At 42.9% G+C, this 25,165-nt stretch carries 27 protein-coding genes; 13 read left to right on the top strand and 14 right to left on the bottom strand.

Features of this window, described 5'->3' with window-relative positions; genetic code table 11:
• The first annotated feature begins 130 nt into the window (after positions 1-130).
• The 3 genes from GDZ68_RS17220 to GDZ68_RS17230 all read left to right on the top strand — a co-directional run bounded on the left by GDZ68_RS17220 (position 131) and on the right by GDZ68_RS17230 (position 1,818).
• Positions 131-322, top strand: coding sequence for a hypothetical protein (locus tag GDZ68_RS17220; protein ID WP_153723556.1), 192 nt, complete (start codon positions 131-133; stop codon positions 320-322).
• Positions 323-590: 268 nt separating this feature from the next.
• Positions 591-1,088, top strand: a complete 498-nt coding sequence (locus GDZ68_RS17225) for an RNA polymerase sigma factor (RefSeq protein ID WP_153723557.1) — start codon at positions 591-593, stop codon at positions 1,086-1,088.
• Positions 1,078-1,818: a hypothetical protein gene (locus GDZ68_RS17230; protein WP_228551152.1), complete on the top strand. Its 741-nt coding sequence runs from the start codon at positions 1,078-1,080 to the stop codon at positions 1,816-1,818. The genes GDZ68_RS17225 and GDZ68_RS17230 overlap by 11 nt, the downstream gene beginning before the upstream one ends.
• Positions 1,819-1,897: 79 nt before the next feature.
• On the opposite strand, the gene GDZ68_RS17235 is transcribed toward GDZ68_RS17230, so the two are convergent.
• From GDZ68_RS17235 to GDZ68_RS17245, 3 genes are all read right to left on the bottom strand, one after another.
• Positions 1,898-2,794 carry an EamA family transporter gene (locus GDZ68_RS17235; RefSeq protein WP_228551153.1) on the bottom strand — a complete coding sequence of 299 codons (897 nt, stop codon included), beginning with the start codon at positions 2,792-2,794 and terminating at the stop codon, positions 1,898-1,900.
• 160 nt (positions 2,795-2,954) lie between these two features.
• Complete coding sequence (locus GDZ68_RS17240; protein WP_153723560.1) at positions 2,955-3,194, bottom strand: hypothetical protein; 240 nt, start codon at positions 3,192-3,194, stop codon at positions 2,955-2,957.
• A gap of 16 nt (positions 3,195-3,210) precedes the next feature.
• Positions 3,211-3,510 carry a DUF3243 domain-containing protein gene (locus GDZ68_RS17245; protein ID WP_228551158.1) on the bottom strand — a complete coding sequence of 100 codons (300 nt, stop codon included), beginning with the start codon at positions 3,508-3,510 and terminating at the stop codon, positions 3,211-3,213.
• Positions 3,511-3,668: 158 nt separating this feature from the next.
• On the opposite strand from GDZ68_RS17245, the gene GDZ68_RS17250 reads away from it, so the two are divergent.
• Complete coding sequence (locus tag GDZ68_RS17250) at positions 3,669-4,142, top strand: general stress protein (RefSeq protein ID WP_153723562.1); 474 nt, start codon at positions 3,669-3,671, stop codon at positions 4,140-4,142.
• 109 nt (positions 4,143-4,251) lie between these two features.
• Here GDZ68_RS17250 and GDZ68_RS17255 read toward each other — a convergent pair whose 3' ends face one another.
• A complete protein-coding gene (locus GDZ68_RS17255) occupies positions 4,252-4,464 on the bottom strand; it encodes a CsbD family protein (protein WP_153723563.1) in 213 nt (70 codons plus the stop codon).
• Positions 4,465-4,531: 67 nt separating this feature from the next.
• Positions 4,532-5,347, bottom strand: a complete 816-nt coding sequence (locus GDZ68_RS17260) for a flagellin N-terminal helical domain-containing protein (RefSeq protein WP_153723564.1) — start codon at positions 5,345-5,347, stop codon at positions 4,532-4,534.
• 190 nt (positions 5,348-5,537) lie between these two features.
• On the opposite strand from GDZ68_RS17260, the gene GDZ68_RS17265 reads away from it, so the two are divergent.
• Positions 5,538-7,274 (top strand): methyl-accepting chemotaxis protein, encoded by a 1,737-nt coding sequence (locus tag GDZ68_RS17265; RefSeq protein ID WP_153723565.1) that lies wholly within the window; start codon positions 5,538-5,540, stop codon positions 7,272-7,274.
• Between the two features lie 64 nt (positions 7,275-7,338).
• On the opposite strand, the gene GDZ68_RS18335 is transcribed toward GDZ68_RS17265, so the two are convergent.
• On the bottom strand, positions 7,339-7,461 hold the full coding sequence (locus tag GDZ68_RS18335; RefSeq protein WP_255425152.1) for a hypothetical protein: 123 nt from the start codon (positions 7,459-7,461) through the stop codon (positions 7,339-7,341).
• Positions 7,462-7,625: 164 nt separating this feature from the next.
• Here GDZ68_RS18335 and GDZ68_RS17270 point away from each other — a divergent pair, with 164 nt between their 5' ends.
• The 3 genes from GDZ68_RS17270 to GDZ68_RS17280 all read left to right on the top strand — a co-directional run bounded on the left by GDZ68_RS17270 (position 7,626) and on the right by GDZ68_RS17280 (position 10,367).
• Positions 7,626-8,825 carry an MFS transporter gene (locus GDZ68_RS17270; protein ID WP_153723566.1) on the top strand — a complete coding sequence of 400 codons (1,200 nt, stop codon included), beginning with the start codon at positions 7,626-7,628 and terminating at the stop codon, positions 8,823-8,825.
• A gap of 84 nt (positions 8,826-8,909) precedes the next feature.
• Complete coding sequence (locus GDZ68_RS17275) at positions 8,910-9,989, top strand: AI-2E family transporter (protein WP_153723567.1); 1,080 nt, start codon at positions 8,910-8,912, stop codon at positions 9,987-9,989.
• A gap of 99 nt (positions 9,990-10,088) precedes the next feature.
• The gene (locus GDZ68_RS17280) at positions 10,089-10,367 is read left to right on the top strand and encodes a hypothetical protein (protein ID WP_228551154.1); all 279 of its coding nucleotides are present in this window, start codon (positions 10,089-10,091) and stop codon (positions 10,365-10,367) included.
• Between the two features lie 287 nt (positions 10,368-10,654).
• Here the strand turns inward: GDZ68_RS17280 and GDZ68_RS17285 are convergent, their stop codons facing one another.
• The 8 genes from GDZ68_RS17285 to GDZ68_RS17320 all read right to left on the bottom strand — a co-directional run bounded on the left by GDZ68_RS17285 (position 10,655) and on the right by GDZ68_RS17320 (position 18,357).
• Complete coding sequence (locus GDZ68_RS17285) at positions 10,655-11,233, bottom strand: hypothetical protein (protein WP_228551155.1); 579 nt, start codon at positions 11,231-11,233, stop codon at positions 10,655-10,657.
• Positions 11,234-11,456: 223 nt separating this feature from the next.
• The gene (locus tag GDZ68_RS17290) at positions 11,457-12,212 is read right to left on the bottom strand and encodes an IclR family transcriptional regulator (RefSeq protein ID WP_153723570.1); all 756 of its coding nucleotides are present in this window, start codon (positions 12,210-12,212) and stop codon (positions 11,457-11,459) included.
• 53 nt (positions 12,213-12,265) lie between these two features.
• On the bottom strand, positions 12,266-13,534 hold the full coding sequence (locus GDZ68_RS17295; protein WP_153723571.1) for a M20 family metallopeptidase: 1,269 nt from the start codon (positions 13,532-13,534) through the stop codon (positions 12,266-12,268).
• Positions 13,534-14,481: a DUF1177 domain-containing protein gene (locus GDZ68_RS17300; RefSeq protein WP_153723572.1), complete on the bottom strand. Its 948-nt coding sequence runs from the start codon at positions 14,479-14,481 to the stop codon at positions 13,534-13,536. Before GDZ68_RS17300 ends, GDZ68_RS17295 begins: the two co-directional genes overlap by 1 nt.
• Positions 14,482-14,499: 18 nt before the next feature.
• The gene (locus GDZ68_RS17305; RefSeq protein ID WP_153723573.1) at positions 14,500-15,468 is read right to left on the bottom strand and encodes an ABC transporter ATP-binding protein; all 969 of its coding nucleotides are present in this window, start codon (positions 15,466-15,468) and stop codon (positions 14,500-14,502) included.
• On the bottom strand, positions 15,461-16,474 hold the full coding sequence (locus GDZ68_RS17310) for an ABC transporter ATP-binding protein (protein WP_153723574.1): 1,014 nt from the start codon (positions 16,472-16,474) through the stop codon (positions 15,461-15,463). Before GDZ68_RS17310 ends, GDZ68_RS17305 begins: the two co-directional genes overlap by 8 nt.
• Positions 16,475-16,492: 18 nt before the next feature.
• Positions 16,493-17,392, bottom strand: a complete 900-nt coding sequence (locus GDZ68_RS17315) for an ABC transporter permease (protein ID WP_228551156.1) — start codon at positions 17,390-17,392, stop codon at positions 16,493-16,495.
• Entirely contained in the window at positions 17,392-18,357 is a 966-nt protein-coding gene (locus GDZ68_RS17320; protein ID WP_153723575.1) for an ABC transporter permease, read from the bottom strand. The genes GDZ68_RS17315 and GDZ68_RS17320 overlap by 1 nt, the downstream gene beginning before the upstream one ends.
• Before the next feature lie 247 nt (positions 18,358-18,604).
• Here GDZ68_RS17320 and GDZ68_RS17325 point away from each other — a divergent pair, with 247 nt between their 5' ends.
• The 5 genes from GDZ68_RS17325 (at position 18,605) to GDZ68_RS17345 (ending at position 25,085) form a co-directional block, all read left to right on the top strand.
• The gene (locus tag GDZ68_RS17325; RefSeq protein WP_153723576.1) at positions 18,605-20,212 is read left to right on the top strand and encodes an ABC transporter substrate-binding protein; all 1,608 of its coding nucleotides are present in this window, start codon (positions 18,605-18,607) and stop codon (positions 20,210-20,212) included.
• 77 nt (positions 20,213-20,289) lie between these two features.
• Positions 20,290-21,381, top strand: a complete 1,092-nt coding sequence (locus tag GDZ68_RS17330) for an amidohydrolase family protein (protein WP_194841222.1) — start codon at positions 20,290-20,292, stop codon at positions 21,379-21,381.
• Positions 21,381-22,544: an amidohydrolase family protein gene (locus tag GDZ68_RS17335; RefSeq protein WP_153723578.1), complete on the top strand. Its 1,164-nt coding sequence runs from the start codon at positions 21,381-21,383 to the stop codon at positions 22,542-22,544. Before GDZ68_RS17330 ends, GDZ68_RS17335 begins: the two co-directional genes overlap by 1 nt.
• Complete coding sequence (locus tag GDZ68_RS17340; RefSeq protein WP_153723579.1) at positions 22,541-23,206, top strand: AroM family protein; 666 nt, start codon at positions 22,541-22,543, stop codon at positions 23,204-23,206. The genes GDZ68_RS17335 and GDZ68_RS17340 overlap by 4 nt, the downstream gene beginning before the upstream one ends.
• Positions 23,207-24,158: 952 nt before the next feature.
• Entirely contained in the window at positions 24,159-25,085 is a 927-nt protein-coding gene (locus GDZ68_RS17345) for an aminopeptidase (protein ID WP_228551157.1), read from the top strand.
• Positions 25,086-25,165 lie beyond the last annotated feature (80 nt).

The following is a 25,165-nucleotide window of genomic DNA, read 5'->3' on the forward strand; positions in this document are numbered from 1 at the left end:
ACATTATACTGTAAATAAATAACCCCGAATGTGATGCAGCTAAAAGGCACAATTCTGAAATAAGTATACGCTCTATATTGAAGAAACGAGCTATATTGTTAGAGATATACTAAGAAAAGGAGGAAGTAATTTGGATAATAAAAAACATCCTAAAAACCTTGTTATCGTTCGTTTAGTAGCGTCTTCACTGATACTTCTGTCTTTAGTATTGCCGAACTTAGGGTTAATGGAGCATAGTACAACTCCATTTGTAATTCTCATAACACTTTTTGTTTTTTTCGTTATGGAAAACAGATATGGCAAAAAAACCGAAAGCGAATAGATATATACAAGAAGTTTACTTCCAGAAGTTAAAGAAAGCTCAGAGACACTTTTCATAATAAGACCAAATCGTTGTATTCGGAGATATTTGTTGAATATTTGAATACCGAAGTAATAAAGAAGTGCTTAGTTTCCAATGGACTAAGCACTTCTTTGTGTGAAAATTACTTATGTCAGTCGTTGTTGGGCTCATATGGATAAATTATTTCAAAAATAAAAAGTCACCATTTGGTATCTTCAAGTGTGTTAGTAGTGAAAGGAGTTGAGGGATGTTGCAACTAGTTTGGTCGGCTGAGCCAGATGCAGAGCGAATTGTTGATACATATGGCAATATGCTATTTAGAATTTGTCTTGTTATTTTATGTAATGAAAAAGATGCGGAGGATGCCGTACAAGACACTTTCATTACTTATCTAACGAAATCTCCAGCTTTTAACGATTCAGAACATGAGAAAGCTTGGTTAATTACAATTGCCACAAATCGCTGCAAGAATATGAGAAGGTACAATATTATTCGTAAACATCTAGATATCAATAATTTACAACTATACTCCAAGAATGATAAAAACCATGATTTACTCGATCATCTCATGAGATTGCCAACTAAACCTAAAGTTGTCTTGTTACTTCATTATGTAGAGGGCTATAAAGTCGATGAAATAGCGAAAATTCTTGCTATTACGACGTCAGCAGTGAAAAAGAGGTTACAACGAGGAAGAGAGATTCTTCGAGAAAGCTATCGAAAGGAGAATGAATATGGATTTTGAGAAGATTAAAGATGCCGTGACTTCTATTGAAATGTCAAAAGCTATGGAAGATCGCGTGAAAGAGAATAGTGGAAAGAAAAAAACGGTTCCAGTGAATGATAAAAGTTGGATTTCGGCAGCCTGTGCATTTGGTATCCTTTTAGCTATTATGATAGGCATGCCGTATCTTACTAAGAGTGGAGAAGTGACAAATTTTTCGATCACAGCTTATGCATTGAGTGATGATGGGAAAGAGTTAAATACAACTACTATTACATCCGAGAAAGCGACTATTGACTTAGCAACAGAAGATAGAATGGATCGTATTTTGAGTATAAGCGGCGACGGAGCTAATTTAATTTTTACAGATATCCGGCTCAAGATAACTGGAGAACAGATTGACACCATCACTTATACTTTAAGCGGGGGGAAGTTTATTGAAGACGTTGTATTCACATATAAAGAGTATATTGACAGGGAATGGCTACAAGCAGAGAAGATCAATTTCATTACGAGGGAGCCTAGTTCAGATGAATACCAGGGTATAAAGGAAGTGGGGAGTACCTACACAGTGAACTATAATGAACAGGAAAACCATCAATATTCTATTGCCATTCCTCATAATGGCAATGAAGTAATAGGTGATGATGTGATTATTAAAGCAAATGTAAAATATACAGATGGAAATTCTGAACAGCAAGATATCATGGTAACTCAAGAATTAGATGCTATTTCCTTAAAGCTTAAGTAACAACATCACAAAGTACCAGAAATGATCATTTTCCACTAATGAATTGTCGTATTGAAAAACGCTCAAAACGAGCGTTTTTTCATTCCAGCTGTCTTTTTCCCGAAAGTGCAAACCGCTGCAGCAAAGCGGGCAGAATCATGCCGGACAGCACGAGGAAAATACCGGTGAATTGCAGCCATGTCAATCGTTCGCCGAGCAGAAGCATCGAAGCTAGAATAGCAACAGGCAATTCAACTGCGCTTAAAATAGAAGACATGCCTCCGCCGACTTTCGGAACCCCGACGGAAAATAGAAAAATCGGCAGCACGATGCCGAAAACGCCTAATATTGCTCCGTAAATCCAGAGTCCTTCGCCGAGTTTACCGTTCCAGACGATTTCAGGGGACTGGAAGAATGTAATGGCAATCGCCGCATAGAACGACATCAGGAACAGCCGAGTGACGACGTCCATGCCGGGCACCGGTTTTTGATTCGCCATAACGAACGCGGCGAAACTAAATGCCGCTGCGAATCCGAATGCCCATCCCTGCCAAGGAATGCCGCTGATATCCGCATCAATGAGGCCGGCAGCTAAAACCGTGCCGCCGAATAAAAAAACAAGCGATACGACCTCCGCTTTCTTCGGCAGACGCCGCGCGGCTAGGCAATCGTACAGCATGCCGATCCATGTGAATTGGAACAGCAGTACGACAGCCAATGAAGCCGGCATGTATTCGACCGATTTTCCGTATACTGATCCGGTAATAGCAGTGAACAGGCCGGCGAGAAGCACGGGAAAGCTGCCGCGCAATGTCGGTATGCCTTTGCGGGTGAAGAGATAAATTATAAGAGCTAAAAGAAAGCCTGTATAATATTGGCTTGTTACTGCCTCGGAAGCAGTGAAGCCGTCTTGAATTGCCAGTTTAATAATTGTTGACAAGATACCGTAACAGCTTGCGCCAATCACGACAAGCAGCGGATACATCCAAGGTTTCACATGCTGCACCTCCGTTTCCATCGGATATCAGTATATCATGGAAATATGTAAGCGGATGAAAGAATACAGCGAAAAATTTCCCGGGAAATATCGACAGGAAACGAGGAAATATGAGGAAAAGCCGCACAATGTTCAGCACTGTGCGGCTTTTATCAGAGAATTATTTCGGAGCACCATAGTCAGCCGAAGGGCTGCCTCCACTGTAACGCGGGGAATGATTAATTTTTTCTTTCATGAGGTCTTTACGCTGGTCAGGAAGTGAAATAGAGTCAACAGTCTGCATATCTTCGTGCAAATCGAACAAACTGACTGTATTGGTATTTAAATTCTCAGGATGTGTTTGGACTAACCGATATATGTCGGTATTCATGTTCGGACCGGGGTTGCCTCTGGCAGCCATTTGTATCGCCTCCGTTTTATGCTTGGCGAACCATCTTCAACAGCATATGCGCAAGAGAATGCTGTTCTTCTTTAGAGCCTGAATCCCACAGTTCCTGCAATAAATATTGCTCTCTGTTGCGTGGTTCTTCATGACGTGATAAATAGTTGGCGATAAATTCAGTTGTTTTTGCAAGCTGTTCATCGCTGAGTCCTAAATTTTCGCCTTTTTCTACTTTATCCGATAAAAAGCCTTTAAATCGGTTAAAGTTCTCAAGGATCTGGTCTTTCTTTTCCTCGTTCATATTGGAAATTTCAGACTCCACTTTATTTTTCATTTCCACTGACACATCACTCCTTTTCATTTGATGCCAATAGCGTGTGCAGGAAAAGTGAAAGTATGCACATAGGAAATTGGGATGAATACCTAGCAGTGAAGGTGTGAGGAACCTGCGCGGCGGGTACAAATAGAACATACCGTAAAGGAGGTGCAATAATGGCGGACAGACAATATGCAGGTACTTTTCATTCCGTTGACAATGTACTGTATAAAATAACGGAATTGGAAGCGCAAGGGTACACGAAACGTCATATGTGCGCAGTTTCAAATGTTCGGGACGATTTGAAGATACTGGAGGATGATTCCGAAATTGAACTGATTGGCATACAGGATGGCTCACTTTGGGATCATACACGCAGGCTATTCAACAGCAAAGATGAAATGCTGACTATTTTCATTAAGATGGGATTTTCAAAAGCAGAAGCCAAGACATTCTATAACGATCTGGCTGAAGGCGGCATTGCTTTATTTGTTGATAAGCTGACTGATGAAGAGAGAGCGGCAACCATCGATCCTCATGACAGTTCGTCTCAGCAGACAACAAGCGGGGAAAGCCTTGAAGGTGAAAATATTGAGGAAGCAGGAACGCCGATTCCAAATAGTCCCCGGATAGATACAACAAATTTATAAGAAAAAGCTGTCCGGGAAATTATCCAATTCATAATGACTTCCCGGGCAGCTTTTTTTACTGTGAACAAAAAAAGCCTGCTGTTAGCAACAGCAGACTTCTGATTATCTATTATGGGCGGTCTCGGCGTGCTTCCGCATCACTGAAATGTTCTTTTGCCTCACCCATTTTTTGCTGGGCTTCACCTTTTACTTTATCCAGCTTGCCTTCAGCCTGCATTTTTGTATCGTTCATAACATCTCCGGCAACATCTTTTACGCTGCCTTTCATTTTATTTCCTGCACCTTTAATTTTCTCTTCCATACCATGATCTTTGTGGTCCATGAAAATCTCCTCCGTTTCTGTAGTTAGTATATAATTACCCACTTTAGAAAAAAGGAAAACATCCTGTTTATTGACGGAGCAGCTGAAGAACCGATTGCGCTTGCTGCATATGGAGCGACAGTACATATTGACCTGCCTGCAATAAGATATTGGCTTTTGTCAACGCCATCATTTCTTTCGCGATATCTGCATCGCGTATACGGGATTCAGCTGCCGTCAAATTCATTTCCATTGTCTGTGCATTGCTGTACGCATGTTCAAGCCGGTTCATGTAAGCGCCCATTTTAGATCGTTCGGAGGAAACATTAGAAATCGCCTTGTCCAGCAGGCCAATTGCCTTGTCTGCATCTTCACGTGTACCGATGGATGCCTCGCTAATTCCGAGTTCTGCAGTTCTCATATCGCCGATTGAAAATTCAATGAACTGACCTGCATTTGCTCCCGCCTGTGTTTTGAATGAATTTCTGGAACCGTCAAGCAGCGGCATGGTATTAAACTGTGTATCCGTTGCAGTCCGCTGTATTTCTTTTTTTAGTTCTTCGAATTCCAGGGAGATTTGTTTTCGATCATTATCCGTTAATGTATCGCTGGCTGCCTGTACACTCAGTTCACGCATTCTCTGCAGCATATCATGCGTTTCATTCAGCGCGCCTTCTGCTGTCTGAAATAATGATATGGAATCCTGAATATTGCGCTGCGCCATCGCAAGACCGCGAATCTGTCCGCGCATTTTTTCAGATATTGCCAATCCGGCAGGGTCATCTCCTGCGCGGTTGATCCGCATGCCGGATGAAAGACGTTCCATTGACCGCATCGCCTGCATGTTATGGATATTCATATTGCGTAATATATTCAATCCTGCGGCATTCCATTGCCCGAGCATAACGCCGCCTCCCTTCTTCCCTATATTTACTGGTATTATCGGTTAAAATTTACTATAATCTATAGATGTAAAGACTCAGCCTCTATGAGAAAATATCTAGTATTAATAAATGGTTACAATTTTGAAACATATTGATATTGATTCTTACAGCCTATAAGCGATAATAGAAGTAAGACAGGAGGCTATACATATGAAACTATCGATCCGGGGTAAATTAATAGCCATTACGACTATACTTCTCATTGTACCAAGTTTGATCATTGGCATCATGGGCTACAGCACAGCAAAAGAGAATCTGGACGACATTGGAGCTAAAGGGCTGAAAAACGATGTCCAGCTGGCGCTTCAGCTGATTGACATGGCCAATCAACAAGTCGAAGAAGGCAATCTGACATTGGAAGAAGCTCAGGAACAAGTCAAACAGAAATTGATTGGACCTATGCAGGCAGATGGCAAGCGGACGATCGAGTCTACCGTGGATATGGGAGAGTACGGATATTTTTTCATTTTAGATCAGCAGGGTGTGGGAGTAGGTCATCCGATGTTCGAAGGAAAAGACTTATTTGATTCGCTGGCGCCGGATGGAATGTACACGACACGTGAAACGATCAAAACTGCAGAAAAAGGCGGTGGATTCCTGGAATTTGATTTTGCGGTTCCGGGTACAGAGGATCAGATCGCTCCTAAAATTGTCTATACGGAACTGGATCCTAACTGGGGATGGGTCGTCAATGCCGGCGCTTACCTGATGGATTTCAACGAAGGAGCAACTGGTGTCTTGAAGATGCTGGCTGTTGTCCTAGTTATTGCATTGGCACTTGGTACTGTACTCATCGTGTGGTTTGCACGACATTTATCTAACCCTCTTCACCGTTTGACGCAGCACGTAGGGGAAGTGGCGGAAGGGGACTTGCGCGAGCGTGATATCACCGTTACTAATCATGACGAAATAGGTGAACTGGCACTATCGATCAGTAAGATGACAGCTAATCTTCGCAGTATGGTCGATCAAGTTTCTAATGCATCAATGCAAGTCGCTGCGACCAGTGAAGAGCTGTCCGCAAGCAGTGAGCAGACAAGCTTGGCTGTTGAGCAAGTGGCAAGCGCTATTCAGGAAGTCGCATACGGTGCGGAAAATCAAGTGACGCAGACATTGAAGTCCAATGAGCTGGTCGCACTTATTTCTAAAGAAATCGCCGAATTAAATCATCATGTACAGGGTGTTACCAGTACAGCAAATGAAACGTCAATGCTTGCGAATGACGGTGTGGATGTCGTTGAGCAGGCCATTCAGCGCATTCATTTAATTCAGGAGGAAACAGCAGTCACTGCAACTGTCGTCAATGAATTAGGGAATAAATCTCATGAAATCGGCGAGATGGTTTCGATGATCACTAATGTAGCGGAACAGACGAATTTATTGGCGCTAAATGCAGCTATTGAAGCAGCAAGAGCGGGCGAACACGGAAAAGGCTTCGCTGTGGTGGCGGATGAAGTTCGTAAACTGGCAGAACAATCCGCCCAGGCTGCGAATAAAGTAAATCATCTTATCCTCGAAATTCGCGAAGAAATTGATGAATCAGTAGAAGCAATCAGCAAAGGAAATCTTTCAGTTGAGGAAGGAATCCGTCTGGTGAATGAAGCGGGCAGTTCTTTCCGTACAATTGCCTCAGCTGTCAATAAAGTAACTGCCGATATTACAGAAGTATCGGGTGGTGTTGAACAAATTTCTACAGATGCACAGTTAATCGTCCAAACCATTGATCTGACGACAGAAATTGCAGAACAATCAGCAGATCACACACAAACGATTGCAGCAGCTGCAGAAGAACAGACGGCTTCCATTGAGGAAATCGCCGCAGGTTCAGATACGCTGGCTCAAATGGCAGAAGATCTGCAGGCGGCAGTGCGGACATTCAAATATTAAGCGAAGAAAAACCGGGAACCTATGAGGTTTCCGGTTTTTTTGGTGTGTACAACAAATGTATGGCTTACGGTGTGTTCTTCATTCCTGCAAATTGATTGATTTGCTCCATGAGTTTTTCCCGGGACTGCTTGTTTCGCATTAGGTAAAGTGCGCCAAGCCCAACAGCGGTCATTGCCATTTTGTTCATTTGTCTGCCACCTCCGATATATAGCATGAGAGGAAACTTGAAAAGTATGTAGCTGAATTTGAAATTTTGTTGTTTATTTCGAGGTACGTAAGGAATAGTATGAGAAGTTTTCTATATAATGCTATAATTTCATTATTCGCAAATTATAGACTGGAAGTGGCATCATGACTCATTCTACTAAATCGACCATGCGCGAAGCACGTTTTTGGCGTATTGTCGTCGGGCTCGGTGTGGCATCTGTATTTATTTTTGCTGCCATGTATTCCATGCAGCCCTTGCTCCCTGTTTTCACAGAAGAATTCGGTGTTTCAGTATCTACTGCCAGTCTGACGATGTCGATCAATACAATCGGTTTAATTGTAGGACTCGTCGTCCTTGGTTTCTATTCAGACAGGCTGGGCAGATCTGTTTTTGTAAAAACATCTATTTTAGTGACCGCACTTTTATTTATCCCCATGTTTCTAACGAATTCATTTGCCGTGATTCTGGTCTTTCGATTTATCCAAGGATTTGCAATGGCCGGTATTTTAGCCGCTGCACTGGCCTACATCAATGAAGAAATTCACGGGCGGGTAGTGAGCGTGGCAACTGCACTCTATATATCGTTTAACGGAACCGGCGGAATGTTCGGTCGGTTCGTGACCGGTTATTTGACGGAACGCGGATCGTGGGAGCTGGCCTTGCAGGCATTAGCTGTCTTAGGCGCAGGTGTCTTTATTATGCTGATAATCGTTCTGCCGAAGTCAGCAAACTTTCAGCCGAGTGTGGAAACGATTAAGAAGGATATCGAAGGGTTTGGCTACCATTTACGGAATCCCAATTTACTGATTGTATTCGGGCTTGGCATCGTTCTGCAGCTCAGTTTTACAGGCATGTGGACATTCCTTCCGTTCCATTTAACTGCAACGCCATTTTTACTGACACTGGATCAAGTATCTTATGTGTATTTTGCTTATGCATTCGGGATTGTCGGCGCACCTGTCGCCGGGTCGCTTGCCGGAAAGTATGGCACGAATCCTGTTCGTTTAACGGCGGTGATTTTGCTGGCGGCCGGATGTCTCCTTACCATTCCAATGAAATTGCCTTTTATCGTACTGGGTTACTGTGTCATGTGCCTCGGTTTCTTTTCTGCCCATTCACTGACAGCCGCGTCGGTCGGTAAAGAAGCCACACATCACAAAGGAAGTGCATCCAGTTTGTATCTGGTTTCTTACTATATTGGCATGGCAGCCGGAAGTACGCTGGTAGCACCGCTTTGGCAGGCTGCAGGATGGAGTGGTTTAGCATTGTTCTCAGCTTTAGTGCCGTTTATCTATGTTATGATGCTCCGGTTCCGCAGAAGAAAGCTTCAAATTGCCAATTAACACTTCAAGGTTATTTTCGACAGAAGCCTGCTGACCGCGTATACTTAAAGTACTTGTTTAATCCGGAATAAAGGAAGTGGGAATTTGACGAAAAAGGTATGGTTTCAGGTTGGTATTGGTGTTTTACTGGCACTGTTAATCACCAAGTATTTTTTAGAAGTGAACTATATTTTTAAACCGGTCGGAATTATTCTCCAGACCATTATGCTGCCGCTGATCTTTGGCGGATTGCTGTATTACATGACAGAGCCAATTCAGCGTATACTTGAGAAACGTGGAATGCCGCGTTGGGGAAGCATTGTTTCTGTCATGTTAATCTTAGTGGCGGTCATTTGGATTTTAGTGGCATTGATTGGTCCAATTGTAACGAAACAGGTGAATAATCTGGTCGAAAACGCTCCTGCGTTAGCCAGCCAGCTGGACCAGCTGAAAAATGAAGCCATTAATCAAAAAGACAATCTGCCCGATAGTCTGCAGGATTCGCTGAATTCAGCTTTTGAATCTATTCAGTCATTTGCCGTGCAATTTGGTAAATGGTTTGTCACCTTCATCCAGTCATTCGTACAGGCAGTCGTTTTACTTTTGCTCGTTCCCTTTTTCTTTTTCTTCATGCTGAAGGACCATGAAAAACTGGCACCGAAAATTTATGATTTGTTTTCAGGGCAGCGTAAGGTCTGGGTGAAAAAGACGTTAGAAGATATCGACAGAGTACTTCGTTCTTATATCCAGGGTCAGTTGCTGATCAGTTCGATTCTCGCCACTATTATTTTAATCGGATATTTAATTATCGGTTTGGAATATGCATTGCTGCTGGCTATTTTGGCCTTGTTCATGAACCTGATTCCGTTTATAGGGCCATGGATCGCAGTAGCTCCGGCTATTTTAATAGCCTATCTGCAGGATCCGAAGCTGGTCATCTGGGTAGCGGTCGTGACGCTTGTTGCGCAGCAGACAGACAGTAATCTGATCACACCGAATGTTATGGGGAAAACTCTCGATATTCATCCGCTGACCGTCATTACCGTGCTATTGGTGGCGGGAAGCATCGCGGGATTCCTGGGAATCGTGGTAGCTGTGCCGGCTTATGCAGTCGGAAAAGTCATCGTCCAGAATATTTATGAACGGCGTAAAGAAATACGCCATGCGGCTACGAAAGAAGTGTAGCCGCCTCGCCTCCTAGTCTGCGGACCGGGGGGCTTTTTGATTAAACAGGATAACTGCTGACATTCTGCACATCCTACCCAAAACGAAAGGATGTATGGCATGTTAACAGAGTTTCCTGTAGTCCATACAAATATTTGGGATGCGGTCTGGGCTGTGCCGGTCGTGCTGGTCGCGGTCCTGCTTGCCAAGTGGCTGTTTGGCATGCCGGCGAGCTGGCTTTCAACAGTGGCGACGGTTCTCGCATTGGCACTTTCTGTATTCATCAGCCACCCAAAAAATCTGTCAGCTGGGATTTTTATGGGGTTTTTCTATAGTGGTGCAGCCATGGGTATTATTTATTCCACAAAGCAGTCATTTTATGCTTATCGAAGCAAATAAGGAGCGGCTGAATGATCGCCTGAAGTGCAAATGCGAGCGATTTTCGTGCTTGTATGATCACTTGTGGAGGCCAATGAGCGTGGGATCACTGTGAATGATCACTAGCAGAGTTTCTATGATCACTTAGGGGTATCCAATGAGCATTGGGCAAAAAGGCCATTGAAAAAGCTGTCCAGAAAGTTGTGTGTGACTTTCTGGACAGCTTTTTTTGCGTGTCTGCGCGAATGAATGAAGCGGACCAAAGTATCTCGGTTCTGCCGGGCGCCAAACGCACGCGCATCCCAAATTTATTTTAACGGGCAAAACCCACATTGCATCAAACCTGGCACGTCCTTTGAGAAACAGCAGGTGGTACGGACGGTGGTGTTCAGCAAATCAGCTGGTTCACTGCCGTTTAAATATTTTGCAAAGCGGGAATGGCCGGCAATGCCGTTCCAGGTTTTATCGCTTTTTAATATGTTCAAGTCTTCTCGGGCCTCCATCTCTGTGCTCGGATCTGAAAGCAGCACATGATATTGCCATAGCCAGAAGCCGAAAATATTTTCCCATAAAGTTAATGGGGAAATGCTGACAGTCGTCCGCATTGCTGTGATGACGGCATGTGCATCCTCTAAAACACTTCGAATGGCTGACAGTCTTTCATTATCCTCAACAATTCCCCAATCAGCTGCGTCTGCATAGGTACTGATGGTCCGATTTTCGAACTCCATAATTGCTCCGAAACGCAGATCATCTGCAGATCCTTTCCACATTTCATCATACGCGGCAAGATTATACAGCTGCATCGCAAAAAACATGCCGAGCCGGCGCATGAAGAAGGAAGCAGCGACAGTTTCATTCGGACTTTGACTAACAGTTTTTGCCACCAAGATACAATCTTTATTCCGCGCAGGATCTTGGAGGTCGGCCAGCGTGAATACGGGATGTTCCGGGTTCTCTAAATAAATACTGTAGCTATTCAATTCTCTGATTTGATCTGGTGTAAGTATAGTCATGTATTCAGTATAGTAAAATGATGTAAGAGAAACAACCGGGATAGTTATGCAAAAAAGAAAGAGTGCCAGCAGGGGAGCGCTGGCACTCTTTCTTTTAAAGGGCTAGATTATACTTCTGCATATTACACAAGATAGCATCCCGTGTTTTTCGAAGGTGGGGAATGAACGAAGATTGTTGCTCTTGGTCAATTCGATACGAAGGGCCAGCTACAGTCAGCGAACCAAGAACCTCTCCATCGATGATCAATGGGACAGCTGTCGCAACGACGTCAGGGGTATATTCGCTTTGACTCATAGCAAATCCATTCTTTTTTATCAACTGAAGTTCTTTGCGCAGTTCATCAGGATCCGTTTTCGTTTTATCCGTAAATTTAACCATTTCACCAGAAAGGACTTTTTCAATTCTCTCATCTGACAGATAGGCCAGAATGGAACGATAAGATGCACCAACATATAAAGGGGCACGGCTTCCAGGTGTGATAGGGAAACGGACTTTGTTTTCCGGTTCGATGACGGTTAGCATTAACGTATCATCCCCATCTAAAACTGTGAAAAATACAGATTCCCCTGTTTGATCACATAGCTCTTGTAAATGAGGATTGATCATCTCTTGGACATTCAAATTTTCATAGAAAACAGTTCCCAATTCCCAAACAGCAGAGCCGAGCTTATACTGTTTGGTGATCGGGTCTTTAGAGATGAATCCATTTCGTTCCAATGTTTCTAGTATTCTATAGACATTGGTATGGTTAAGTCCCATTTCAGCAGCCAATTCTCTGCCACCCCAAACACTTTTTTTACGTGTAAACATCTTCAGAATGACTAGTGCCAAGTTGACTGTCTTTAGCATAGAAGACTCCTTTTATTAATTTATTTATTATTCACTCGTATAAGTAAATAATACTAATTATTGTGTAGGAAATCAATGGCAGCGGCTGCATATACCTTTGCACATCGTACAATATCTTCCACTTGGACTTTTTCATTATATCCATGAATGCTCGGTAAGTAAGCAGGTCCGTATTGTAATACGGGAATATTATGATCTCGGAAATGTCTTGCGTCACTGCTTGCCCACTGCATGACACCATAAGACTCCTTGCCTGTTACAGCGCTGATATTGTCAACGATCGCACGGCATACCGGGTCTTCCGCAGGTGTATAGTTGGCTTCGCTTTTAAAACCAAATAATCGAATGGAGTAGCGAATATCCAGGCTGTCCAATTCCTTTTTCAAATATTCCGAGACTTGTGCATGTGTGACACCGAAAGGCAATCGGCAGTCTACTTGCACTTTACAACTTTCGGGTATTACATTGGATTTCGTACCCCCGTTGATTGTACCGATGTTCACTGTAATTCTTTCCAATACCGGTTGATATTTGATTCTATCTTTTTCTACTTCCCGCATATAGCGTTTCGAAACTTCTATCAATGGCTGTATCTCTTCAGGAATATGTACATCCAGCTCCCATAAGCCTTGAATTTTTTGGATCGCAAGAATCGCATCTGTAATGGCATTGTTGCCTGCGATAGGGGAAAGACTGCCATGTCCAGGTTCGCCAAATACTTCAAGTTCAAACCAATAGGATCCTTTTTGACCGATCGTTGGATTTAATGGAGAGGAAGGTTCGGCGATTAAAGCACCGTCTCCCGTTACCAGCTTCCTTTCCAGTAACCAAGGCACACCGTATTCTCCGCCAGTTTCCTCATCAGGAACAATGGCCAATGTTAATTTACCGGGCAGTTCAATATTTAAGCGCTTGAACAAACCGAAAACGAAAATTAATCCTGCCAAGCCTGCTTTCATATCACTGGCACCGCGGCCTAACATCCATCCATCTTTTATTTCACCTGAGAATGGATTGAAATCCCACTTCGAGAGGTCGCCTGCTGGAACAACATCGGTGTGTCCGCAATATACCAGTTCCTTACCGCCTTCAGCACCTTGGGAGGCTAACAAGTTATACATCTTGTCAGCAGCTTCATGCCAGTCCAACTCTACCCCTGATTTTTTTAAATAGCTCGCAATGAAATTACTGATTTCTGTTGAATCACCAGGAGGGTTTTCACTTGGGATCTGAATCAATGAACTGCACAGCTGCAATAGCTCCTCTTTATTTTTTTCTACTTCATCCACAACGAATTTTTTTAAATCTTCTAAGTTAGTCATTAAGCATTTACCTCGTTTCCTTTAGTTTGCAAGTGACTCATTTTTCCGTACAGTGCTTCAAGATGCTCGAACTCTTTCTCATCGAAGAAGGAACATTTCCCTTCGCCGTAATACTTTGCCACTTCAATTGCGTAGCGCACAGCTTGTTCTACATCTGTTGGATGAGTTGCGCCTGTTGAACAGCCTGCCACAGCCGTTTGAGTTGTAAGAGCGATGCCTACTACCGGACTATTTGTCGCAACTGCTGGCTGCAAGATGCTATTTACGTGATACACTCCGTTGCCATATGGTGTAATATCTTGTGTTGTAATTGGCAGTGTGACCGGTAAAATACCAGCAGATTGTGTATACAGATGTAGAAGATCATTGCTGACTTTTAAGATATATCCTTCTTTTACAGTAGGAGTGATGGCAAAGCCTTTATGGTTGGTGATCATATTTCCTTTTGTAGTATCGATTGAAATGATGGCATCCATTTCTTTCGTCACTTCATGCTGGTTCATTTCCATAATATCTACCGGAGAACCCATAAACGGCACCGGTTCGTGTGGAGAAGTGGGAGCTACAGGACAAATATGCGTTGTTAAAATCACATCTCCTTGCAAACGATCTCCTTTATTGCACATATCTAATAATTTTGCGGCTGCTGACATACTTGCAAGTGCTCCATCTCCGTCGGATACAAAACCGGTCATTTCAGGGCGTGCCCCAATTCCACCCAAGCGTCCGATAATACCTAGAGTTTTCGCTGAACCACCGTTGATTTTTCCATTTACGCCTGGAATGGTTACCTTGATAAAATCAGTTGATCCTTTTTCTCCTTCTACCGTTTGGACATGAATTGTAGCAGCTGATGAAATTTGTTCCAAGTAGCTTTTTACATCTTCACCTGATACGGTGTGGTGATCCATAACCTCTAATAGTTCAACTACATGCTTTAATGACATTTATAATTCCTCCAGTTTTTAATATAGGTGACAAGAAACTTTATGGCCTTCATCTAATTCTTGTAATTCGGGCCGTGTATTCTTACAAACATCCATTACAAAAGGACAACGTTTATGGAAATGACAGCCGGATGGCGGATTCACAGGACTTGGAACATCACCTTTTAAAATAATTCTTTCCCGCTGTTCATATGGATTCTCTTTTGGAATAGCCGAAAGAAGTGCCTTTGTATAAGGGTGTTTAGGATCCTCATAAATCTCCTTGAATGTACCTGTTTCGACGATTTTACCTAGATACATCACTGCAATCCTGTCGCACATATAGCGGACAACATTCAAGTCATGGGAGATAAATATATAGGTTAAGTTGAATTCCTTTTGAAGACTCTTCAACAAATTAATGACTTGAGCCTGTACGGATACGTCAAGAGCCGAAACAGGCTCATCGCAGATGATGACATCTGGATTTAACGTCAATGCCCGAGCGATATTGATCCGCTGCTTTTGCCCTCCGGAAAACTCATGTGGATATCGGCTGGCATGATAACTGCTTAACCCTACAATTTCCAACAGCTCATGCACACGTTTGCGGCGGCTCTCTTTCGTACCGATTTTATGAATGACCAATGGTTCAGCAATTAACGATTCAATAGTTTTCCGCGGATCTAACGATGCATCGGGATTTTGGAATACCATCTGAATAGATTTTCGCGCACTGCGGATTTCTTTTATACCGAGAGACGCTAAGTCAGTACCATTGAATTCAACAGATCCCGAAGTAGGACTGATCAGCTGGTTAATCAATCGCGCTAATGTAGATTTCCCGCAGCCTGATTCGCCTACGATTCCAAGCGTTTCTCCTTTGAATACATCAAAACTTACCCCATCTACGGCTTTGACACTTTGTGTAGATTTTTTAAAAGGCATTGGATCTGAAATAGGGAAGTGTTTTTTTAAATCGGTCGCTTTAATAATAGTTTCAGTCAACGAACATTCCCTCCTTCTTCTCCAATCGGCTTGTTGCAGTTTGAAAATGGCAGGCAGCAAAGTGTCCTGGCTCTACTTCAATATATTCAGGTTTTTTCGTGTGGCAAATTTCTGCGCTGTACGGGCATCGGTCAACAAAAGGACAGCCAGGGACAGGTTTCCGTAAGTCTGGAGGACTTCCCGGAATAGCAGGCAATTTCTCGTTATGCTGAACATCTTTTGTGATTTGTGATTCCAGCAGTCCCCATGTGTAAGGATGCAACGGGTTTTTGAAGATGGTTTCAACAGACCCCGATTCCACCGTAGTTCCCGCATACATGACGATGATGTTGTCACACATTTCCCAGACAACACCCAGATCATGAGTAATCATGATGATGGACGTATCGTTTGATTCTTGAAGATCTTTCATTAGCTCCAAAATCTGTGCCTGCACTGTCACATCAAGTGCTGTCGTCGGCTCATCTGCAATCAATAATTTAGGATTACAGGATAGAGCGATTGCAATCATGGCGCGCTGCCGCATACCGCCAGAAAATTCGTGGGGGTACATATCAATTCTCTTTTCCGGTTCGGGTATACCAACCGTTTTCAGCATTTCTATGGCTTCCAATCTTGCCTCTTTCTTCGATAGCTTTTTATGCTGTCGAATGGCTTCAATAATCTGATTGCCTACTGTGAAAACAGGGTTTAAGCTGGTCATCGGATCTTGGAAGATCATAGCAATTTCATTTCCGCGGATGGCCCGCATTTCTTTTTTGGACAGAGTCAATAAGTCTGTACCGTTAAATAAAATTTTACCGCTGCTGATTTTACCAGGAGGTGAGGGGATGAGTTGCATCAATGCTGTAGCTGTGACACTTTTACCTGATCCCGACTCGCCTACGATTCCTAACGTCTCTTTTTTCTTCAATGTCAGATTTACACCGTTAACGGCCTTGACAGTAGAAGAGGAAGAGCGGAATTCCACATCCAGCCCTTCGATGGATAGCAAATTCTCCGACATTTCGATTCCTCCTATCAGTTACACGCGCATTTTTGGATCAAGAGCATCTCGTAAGCCGTCACCGAATAAATTGATGCCTAAAACTGTAATTAGAATGGCGAGTCCTGAGAATGTCGCCATTTGTGGGTTTAAAACTAAGAAATCTTTTCCGTCCTTCAAAATACTTCCCCATGAAGCAGTAGGGGGCTGAACACCTAGACCAAGGAAACTAAGTGCGGCTTCAGAAATAATGGCGCCCGCTACGCTCATTGTTCCATACACAATCAGCGGCGCCAGACAGTTAGGCAGCACGTGATGGAATAAAATTCTCGAATGAGTTGCCCCAAGTGAATGTGTGACTTCGATATATTCTTCTTCTTTCACACTTAGTACTTGTCCGCGCACAATCCTTGCAAAGCCGGGAATATTCGCAATACCAATGGCAATAATTACGTTGACGAGACCTTGACCGAGTACAGTCATTAGCGTGATTGCCAGAAGAATGAATGGGAATGCGAACAGTCCGTCCATCGTACGCATGATGATGGAATCAAGTCTTCCGCCGAAATAACCCGAAATCAAACCAAGGAATGTACCTAAGATCGCACCGAATAAAACAGCAGAAACACCGACTAGCAGTGAAATTCTAGCTCCATATACCAGACGGCTGAATAAATCACGGCCGTAATTATCTGTACCTAGAATGTGACCATCCGTTCCGATCGGTTTTAAAGAGTTTCCCACATTCATTTCGTTTGGCGGATGTGTAGCGATAAAAGGTGCAAAGACAGCAACGAGAATCATCAGTATGGTAACGGCCAGCCCAACTGCTGCTAATTTATTTTTCAATAGTTTTTTCAAGAACACTTTTTCGTTAGCAGGAATATGGCCTTTTGCTGCAGCAATCGTTTCAGGAGTGTTCGGTTGGACGTTCATCATTACTGTCCGCCTCCTTTGCTAGATTCATAATTAACTCTTGGATTGACAACTTTATATAAGATATCAACGAGTAAGTTCACTAATACGAAGATAATGGCAATGAATAGAACGGTTCCCTGAACGACGACGAAATCCCGTTTATCGATTGCATCTACGATGAGTCGGCCCATGCCCGGCCAGCTAAAAATGGTTTCTGTTAGAACTGCACCGCCTAAAAGCATGGAAATTTGCATGCCAAGGACAGTCAAGATTGGTGTTAAAGCGTTTTTCAATACGTGTTTCGAGATGACCCAAAATTCGGCAACACCTTTTGCACGTGCGGTCTTAATATACTCTTGTGAAATTACTTCTAACATACTAGATCGTGTAATTCGGGCAAATGTCGCCATTGGGATCGTCGCCAGAGTAATACTTGGAAGTATGAGATGTTTTATATATGAAATCCACCCATCATCGAGCGTCCCCATCCCTGTTGCCGGAAACCATCCTAAGTTTACGCTGAAGAATAGAACGAGCATGACGCCTAACCAGAAAATCGGCATCGAAACCCCAAGTAATGAAACAAGCATAACGCCATAATCCAATGCGGAGTTTTGGCGTGCAGCTGAAATCATGCCTGCAGGAATTCCGATAAGCAATGCAATGATCAGAGCTGCAAGAGCTAGAATCACTGTATTAGGAAAACGCTCCATTATTAACTGAACAACAGGCTGGTTATAACTAAGGGAAGTTCCAAAATCGCCTTGTAATAACCCCAGCAGATAGTCAAAAAATTGTTTATAAAGCGGTTGATCCAATCCCAATTGTGTAGTTAATTTTTCAATATCTTCTACGCTCGCTGTCGGTCCTAACATGACAGCCGCAGGATTACCGGGGATCAGTCGTGTGATGATGAATACAATGACTGCTACTACAAAAACGGTAGGAAGTAAGTCGAATAATCGTCTGATTATATATTTCCCCATGCGCCTTCACCTCTGTTTCATAAATTTGAACCACTGGTCCACAATGTGAATATTCGTAATTCTAGCATTGTAAGAATTAAAAGTAAATGATAAATTTTCTGTCTCCATAATTAATTAGCAAGTATACGAAGGGTCAGAATATTTGAAATTACCTCTTTACATGAAAAGATCTCTGTGATAAATTATTAACTATCTTAGTCAGTGAATCATTGGTTCACAATATGAAACAGAAGGAAGTGGGAGAAAGATGAGAAGTAAAACGTTAAGAATATTTTTACTGGGTATGGCGTTATTGTTGGTTCTGAGTGCTTGTTCGGGAAAGAAGTCTACGACAGGTGATGAGTCAGCAAGCAGTGGAGATTCAACTAGTGGGGAACCACAAGACGGCGGAGTATTGCAAATTGGTTTATCAGCGAATCCACAAACATTGGATCCAGTGAAGTATACCGGGGTATATGAGTCTCAGGTTATGAGATCAGTAGCGGATACACTAGTAGTTTACAGTAAAGATTTATCCGAAATTAAACCATCACTTGCGACAGAGTGGGAAATTTCCGATGATTTATTGGTATATACATTCAAGCTCCGAGACGATATTTATTTCCAGCCGGGCAAATATCAGGATGGACGTAAAATGACAGCAGAAGACGTAAAGTATAGTTTGGAAAGATCTGCAAAAGAATCTGTTATGAATCGATTACGCGGAGTAACAAAAGTAGAAGTGACAGGCGAAAATGAAGTGGAAGTACATTTAGAAAAAGCCAATGCAGCTTTATTGGCGGTATTGACAGACGCAGGGAACGTTATTGTACCGAAAGAAGAAGTAGAAGGATGGGGAGAGAGTTTTGGTGCGAATCTAGTTGGGACAGGCCCATTCATGATTACAGATTGGCAGAAAGATCAGCAGCTGACATTGGACCGTTTCGATAAGTATTGGGGCGAAAAGCCTCACGTAGATTCCGTGAAGATGAAAGTAATTGCGGATACGAATATGATGACAAATGCATTGCGCTCAGGTGATATCGATATCGCGATGGACGTAAAAGGGCAAAACCGTGCATTAATTGAACAAGACGAAAATTTGGACTTGCTTACAACGCAAGCATTATCAATCACGTACTTGGATTTGAATAACAAAAAAGGACCCACTGCGGATCCAAAAGTCCGTGAAGCAATCTATAAAGCAACGAATGTAGATGAGCTTGTACAAGGTGTGAGTCAGTGGGGCGGAGCTGTACGCTCTTATCTACCATTACCTCCAGGTTCATGGGGATATGATGAAGCTTTGGAAGATTTAGTGCCAACATTCGAACCTGAAAAAGCGAAGGAATTACTTGCAGAAGCAGGCTATCCGGATGGTTTTGAAACAGAGATTTATGTAGCGGAAGCACGCGTTCCATATGCAACCATCTTCCAGAACCAAATGAAAGAAAACTTAAATATTGATGTAGAGATTAAAGTTGTCGAGTGGGGAACTTACAGTGATACGGTGTCTAAAGGAAATGCACCTATGTCAATCGGCGGCTGGTCATGGTATCCAGATCCTTACTTCTTCTTATACCAGCTGTTCCATACCGATCAGTTGAGCGCATTGGGCAATGGTAAAGGATATGAAAATCCGGAAGTAGATAAATTATTAAATAGCGCACTTTCAGATACAGCAGATCAAGAGGAACGTGCAAAGTTGTATCAAGAAGCATTGAAAATCATCTTGAAAGATGTACCTCGTCTTGAAATTGATGTACAAGAATCAACTGCCGGGGTGAATAAAAAAGTACAAGGGTTTGACGTATCACCAGATAACTCCATTCAAATTGTTCATCCAAATGGCGCCAATGTTTGGTTGAAGCAATAAAATATCAAGCAAAGAGAAAAGTAGAGTGCACGTCACTCTGCTTTTTTCTTTGACAGATGAAAAGTGAGGCGGAAGCGTTGAAAATATTAATTTGTAATGGATTTGTATTTGACTCCATTCATAAGGCGTTTTTTAAAAAAGATATTTTGCTTGAAGAGGAGCGTATTTCTGAAGTAACAGATGGATCGAACGAACAAGAAGCAGACATGTTGATTGATGCGAATGGAATGTATGTGACTCCGGGATTAATCGATACCTGTTCTTCCATTGGTTTAAAGGAATCTGGAATTGGGCGGGAAGGTAATGACAGCTATGAGCCATATGCCGATGAAGGAATGATTTTCCACGTCCGGGATGGAATATACCCTTTTGATACTTCGTTTAAAGATGCATTGGAAGCCGGAGTAACTGCCAGTCATATCATGTCGGGTCCCGAAAGCGTTGTCGGTGCGGTGACCGCAGTCATCCATTCTGCAGGAACTACATTTGAGGAAATGTGTATTGCAGATGGAACAGGTATTTCCTTTTCGATGGGCGATGTACCCAAGCAAGCTTTTTTCGATGCGACTGGAAAACCTTTGACACGAATGGGGATTGCTGCACAGATGCGGAAAATGATGCATCAGCTCAATCAATCTTCTGACTTGAAGGACAAGCGCATTTTTATCCGTTGTCATCGAGCTGATGATTTGGAAACAGCATTGCGAATTGCAAAGGAAATGGATAAACCCATTACACTCGTCCATGCCACTGAATTCACCTCGATGGATGAACGTTGGTCTGATCAGGTTGAGGAAATTATTGCGGGACCTGTGTTTCAATCTATAGAACGCAATGAATTGTTGAAACTGCATCCTTCTATATACCAGAACTTATATCAACGCCAAAAAAAGTTCGTTTTTGCATCCGACCACCCCAAAAGCGGAGTTTCCAATTTGAAGCTGGAAGCGACTTTGGCCATTCGAGAAGGAGTGCCTGAGAATGAAGCGCTTTACGCATTAACTAAAGGAGCGGCCGAACTCTTGTCAATTGATCATGTAACGGGAACAATTGAGGCCGGAATGTTTGGCGATCTAGTAATTTGGGATCAACATCCAATGAATGTAACTGCTACAGTATGGAAGACGTTTATTAAAGGTACTGAAGTTTATAGTAGAGGTGATTTCTGATGGTAACAGTTTTACGTAACAGTACAGTGTATACGATGAATAAGTCAAATGAAGTTCTGCAGAATGCAGATATCTGGGTGAGTGAAGGAAAAATTGTAAAGGTCAGCAAATGCTTTGATCTGCCTTCGGATTCACAGGTTATAGATTGTTCGGGCCAATTTATTACTCCTGGATTAATAGATGCGCACACACATGTGGGATTATGGGCGGAAGTTACGGAAAGACAAAACGATGCCAATGAATATTCTAGCCCTTGGACTCCTTTAATGAATGCAAAGGATGGTATTGATCCACGGCACTTCTCGTTTGAACAGGCCGTAATGGGAGGAGTCACAACTGTTCAAACCGGCGCGGGCAGTGCCAATCCAATCGGTGGCGTATGGAGTATATTAAAGACAGCAGGCGCATCATTTGATGACAGAATAATAATAGAGCGAAGTGGATTGAAAGGAGCTTTAGGAGAAAACCCAAAGAATGTTTTTGGCAATCAATATAAAACGATGCCGATGACAAGAATGGCGGTGGCGCACTTGATTCGCAAAGGCTTCCTGGAAGTATTGCATTTGAAAGATTGTGAGAGGGAGCGGCTGGCAGAGAATCATTCAGAATTGGTTCCATTTGCTGAAGTATTGGAAAGAAAAATGCCTCTTCGGTTACATTGTCACCGAGCCGATGATATAGCGACTGCTATTCGAATTGCGAAAGAGTTCGATGTTAAATTGTCATTGGAACATTGTACGGAAGGGGTGTTGATGCTCGATGCCATTAAAGCGAGTGGAGCCACCGTAACATTGGGTCCTTATATGACGCCCGCATCGAAATATGAAAATAGACTTTCTACAGCTAAGAGTCCAAAACACTTCCATGATTTGGATATTCCGTTTGCGATTATGACCGACCATCCATTTATCCCAATCCAGTACCTGTATTATTGTGTAGTAGAAGCAGTCAAGTATGGATTGGATGAGATGGCGGGACTTAAAAGTATCACACTGGCTGCAGCTGAGATTATGGGTATTGCCGATAAAGTAGGTTCGATTGAAGAAGGAAAAGACGCCGATTTTGCTATTTGGTCACACAAACCATTTGAAACGAAAGCAAATGTTCTTTCTACCTATATAGAAGGTAAAGAAGTATTTCGCCATGCAGGAATGATACGTTGAAAACGCTATGTGTCTTAACGATTGGTCAAAGTCCAAGAGAGGATATGCATGAGACTTTCAAAAAGTACATTCCGCATGTAAATATAGTGGAACGAGGTATTTTGGATTCCTATTCAATGAATGAAATAGAAATGTTAGTCCCTTCTCAGTCGGGGCAGACGCTCGTTTCCCGTTTGCGCGATGGTTCTAAGGTGCGTTTGGATAAGAAATTTGTCGATGCGGAATTAAACAAATTGGTTGCAGCATGTCAAAATGATCATGTGGATGCTATATTGGTTGCCTGTACAGGGAAGTTTGAATTATTTACTTCAACAAAACCTGTTTTGTATCCCGACTATATTGTGAGTCAGATAGTAAAAGGGTTGTTCCGTGAAAAGGAAATCGGCGTGATTGTCCCGCTATCCGAACAGCAAACCGAAATTTCTGGGAAGTGGAAAGAAGCTGAAGTCAATTGTATGCTTGACTATTGCTCACCCTATCAATTGGATTGGAATGAATTTCAGAAGGCAGCAAGGTATATGGACGATTTGCCTATACAAGCTATTGTTCTAGATTGTATGGGATACGATGATGAAATGAAGCACTATATGGCCCGTTATACTGCGAAACCAATCCTTCCCTCCAGAAATCTGGTGTTTGCTGCAATTGCTGAAATGTTTTAGTGCGATTTTACGGGTCTGCACCCAAATGTGTGCTTGACAGGCTATTTCATGAGCAGTTTGAGATTGGACTGTGATTGCGCAATATAGGATGAGAGTGGAAGGATACCGTTTCCCTGCGTTCCAGGCGGACGCGTGTCTTGCCGGCCCGTGGTGAGCCAAGCGAACAGCGAAGGGTTCGCTTGGCCGTATTTCTGCGCTCTTTGCAGAAATTTAGGCAAACTGTGCTCATAACGCTACGCTTTTATTCGCAAAAGCCTTTCTTCGTAAAGGCTTTCGCTCCCGCAAGTTGTCTCACCTGTCGGGCTGATCCTCCCAGAGTGTTTTTAGCCGCGGGCTCACACGAAGTGAGTCATGCAACCGTTGCCAAGCGAACAGCGTAGGATTCGCTTTGCCGTATTTCTGTGTCCTTCGCAGAAATTAAGGCACCTGTCGGCGTACTTAGGTTGCCTGGAACGAAGGTACACTGGCTGGTGTTTCAAGACTTTTTGTGTGAGCAGGCAGTATGAGCACACTATTTGGGGCTATGACAATGGGTAAGGTTTTTCATGCCATACTTATCATCATGCAAAGGCTTAGATTCATGTGATCGATGCATTTACAAACTCGAGATGCGGAACAAGACAAGCTAATTCATACTCTGCAAAAAAATCAGTACATTGTCCTTTCTCCTACACCAGCGCAGGCGCAACTGCGGGGTCGGCCGTGGCTGTGAGACTGCTGGCACGTTCTTCGCCAGTAGGCTCATAGCGTAAGGCAATCCCCCAGCGCCGAAGCGAGTTTAAACTGCAAACTCACACTTCAATTAAAATCCCTACAAAGTCGAGAAACGAAATCAGCACATAGTAAATCCACACACTGCCAACATGCACGTGACGGGTTGTCAAGCACGTGTTTTGGTGAAGAGCTGATTTTACAAAGTAAAATAATTAATTTATAAGAAAGGATGTTGAAAATGTCTCAATTTGCAACAATTGTTAAAGGCCTCATGAGTACGAACTTCTCATTGGATCGGTCAGCATCTATTCTAGTATTGACAGATCGAAGCACGGAAGACGTTGGCCGTAAGTTCGAAAGTGCATTAAAAGCAGATGAATGGAAGACAGATCTATTTGTAATGGAGGATCGTACAAAATCAGGAGAAGAACCGTCTGTTGAAGCGGCACGTCATATGCTGAAATATGATATGGTCTTTTGTTTGACTAAGCACTCCTTAACACATACAGTTGCGCGTAAGCAAGCGAATGCCAAGGGGATAAGTGTCATAACCATGCCGGGCATTTCAGAAGATATGTTTTTAAATGGCGCTATGCGTGCTGATTATAGCAGGGTCGAGCAGGAAACGATTGAAATGACAGAGAAACTGAATACTTTTCAACAGGTGACTCTTTATACAGGAAGTAATCACAAGTTAATTATACCAATAGGAGATAGACAGGGGATCGCCAGCACGGGTGTCTTCAAGGAAAAAGGGATGTCGGGCAATTTGCCGTCTGGTGAAGCATACGTCGCTCCGCTGGAAGGCCAGGCAGAAGGGACGATTGAAATCAATGGCTCCATTGCAGGTATTGGATTAGTGCAAGAGCCTGTTGTGCTGACCATAAAAAAAGGATGCTTAACAGAAGCAACCGGAACTGATGGTGAAAAACTATTATCGTTATTAGGACAAGAAAGCGGCAGACTTCTGTGTGAACTGGGTATCGGGACCAATCATGCTGCTCGGCTGACAGGGAAAATTTTAGAGGATGAAAAAGCTTATCAGACTGCCCATATTGCTTTTGGCTCTAACCATACATTTGGCGGGATGATTAAATCTACTGTTCATATCGATTGTGTAACAAAGCAGCCACGAATTGAATGGGACAGTAATATATCCATATAACGGACGAGCATCGGCTAAATCAGCCGATGCTTTTTTTAGGCATGCCCAACCAATTCACTAGGCATACACATATTATAGGC

The organism is Sporosarcina cascadiensis (genome assembly GCF_009650995.1).
GTDB lineage: Bacteria > Bacillota > Bacilli > Bacillales_A > Planococcaceae > Sporosarcina > Sporosarcina cascadiensis.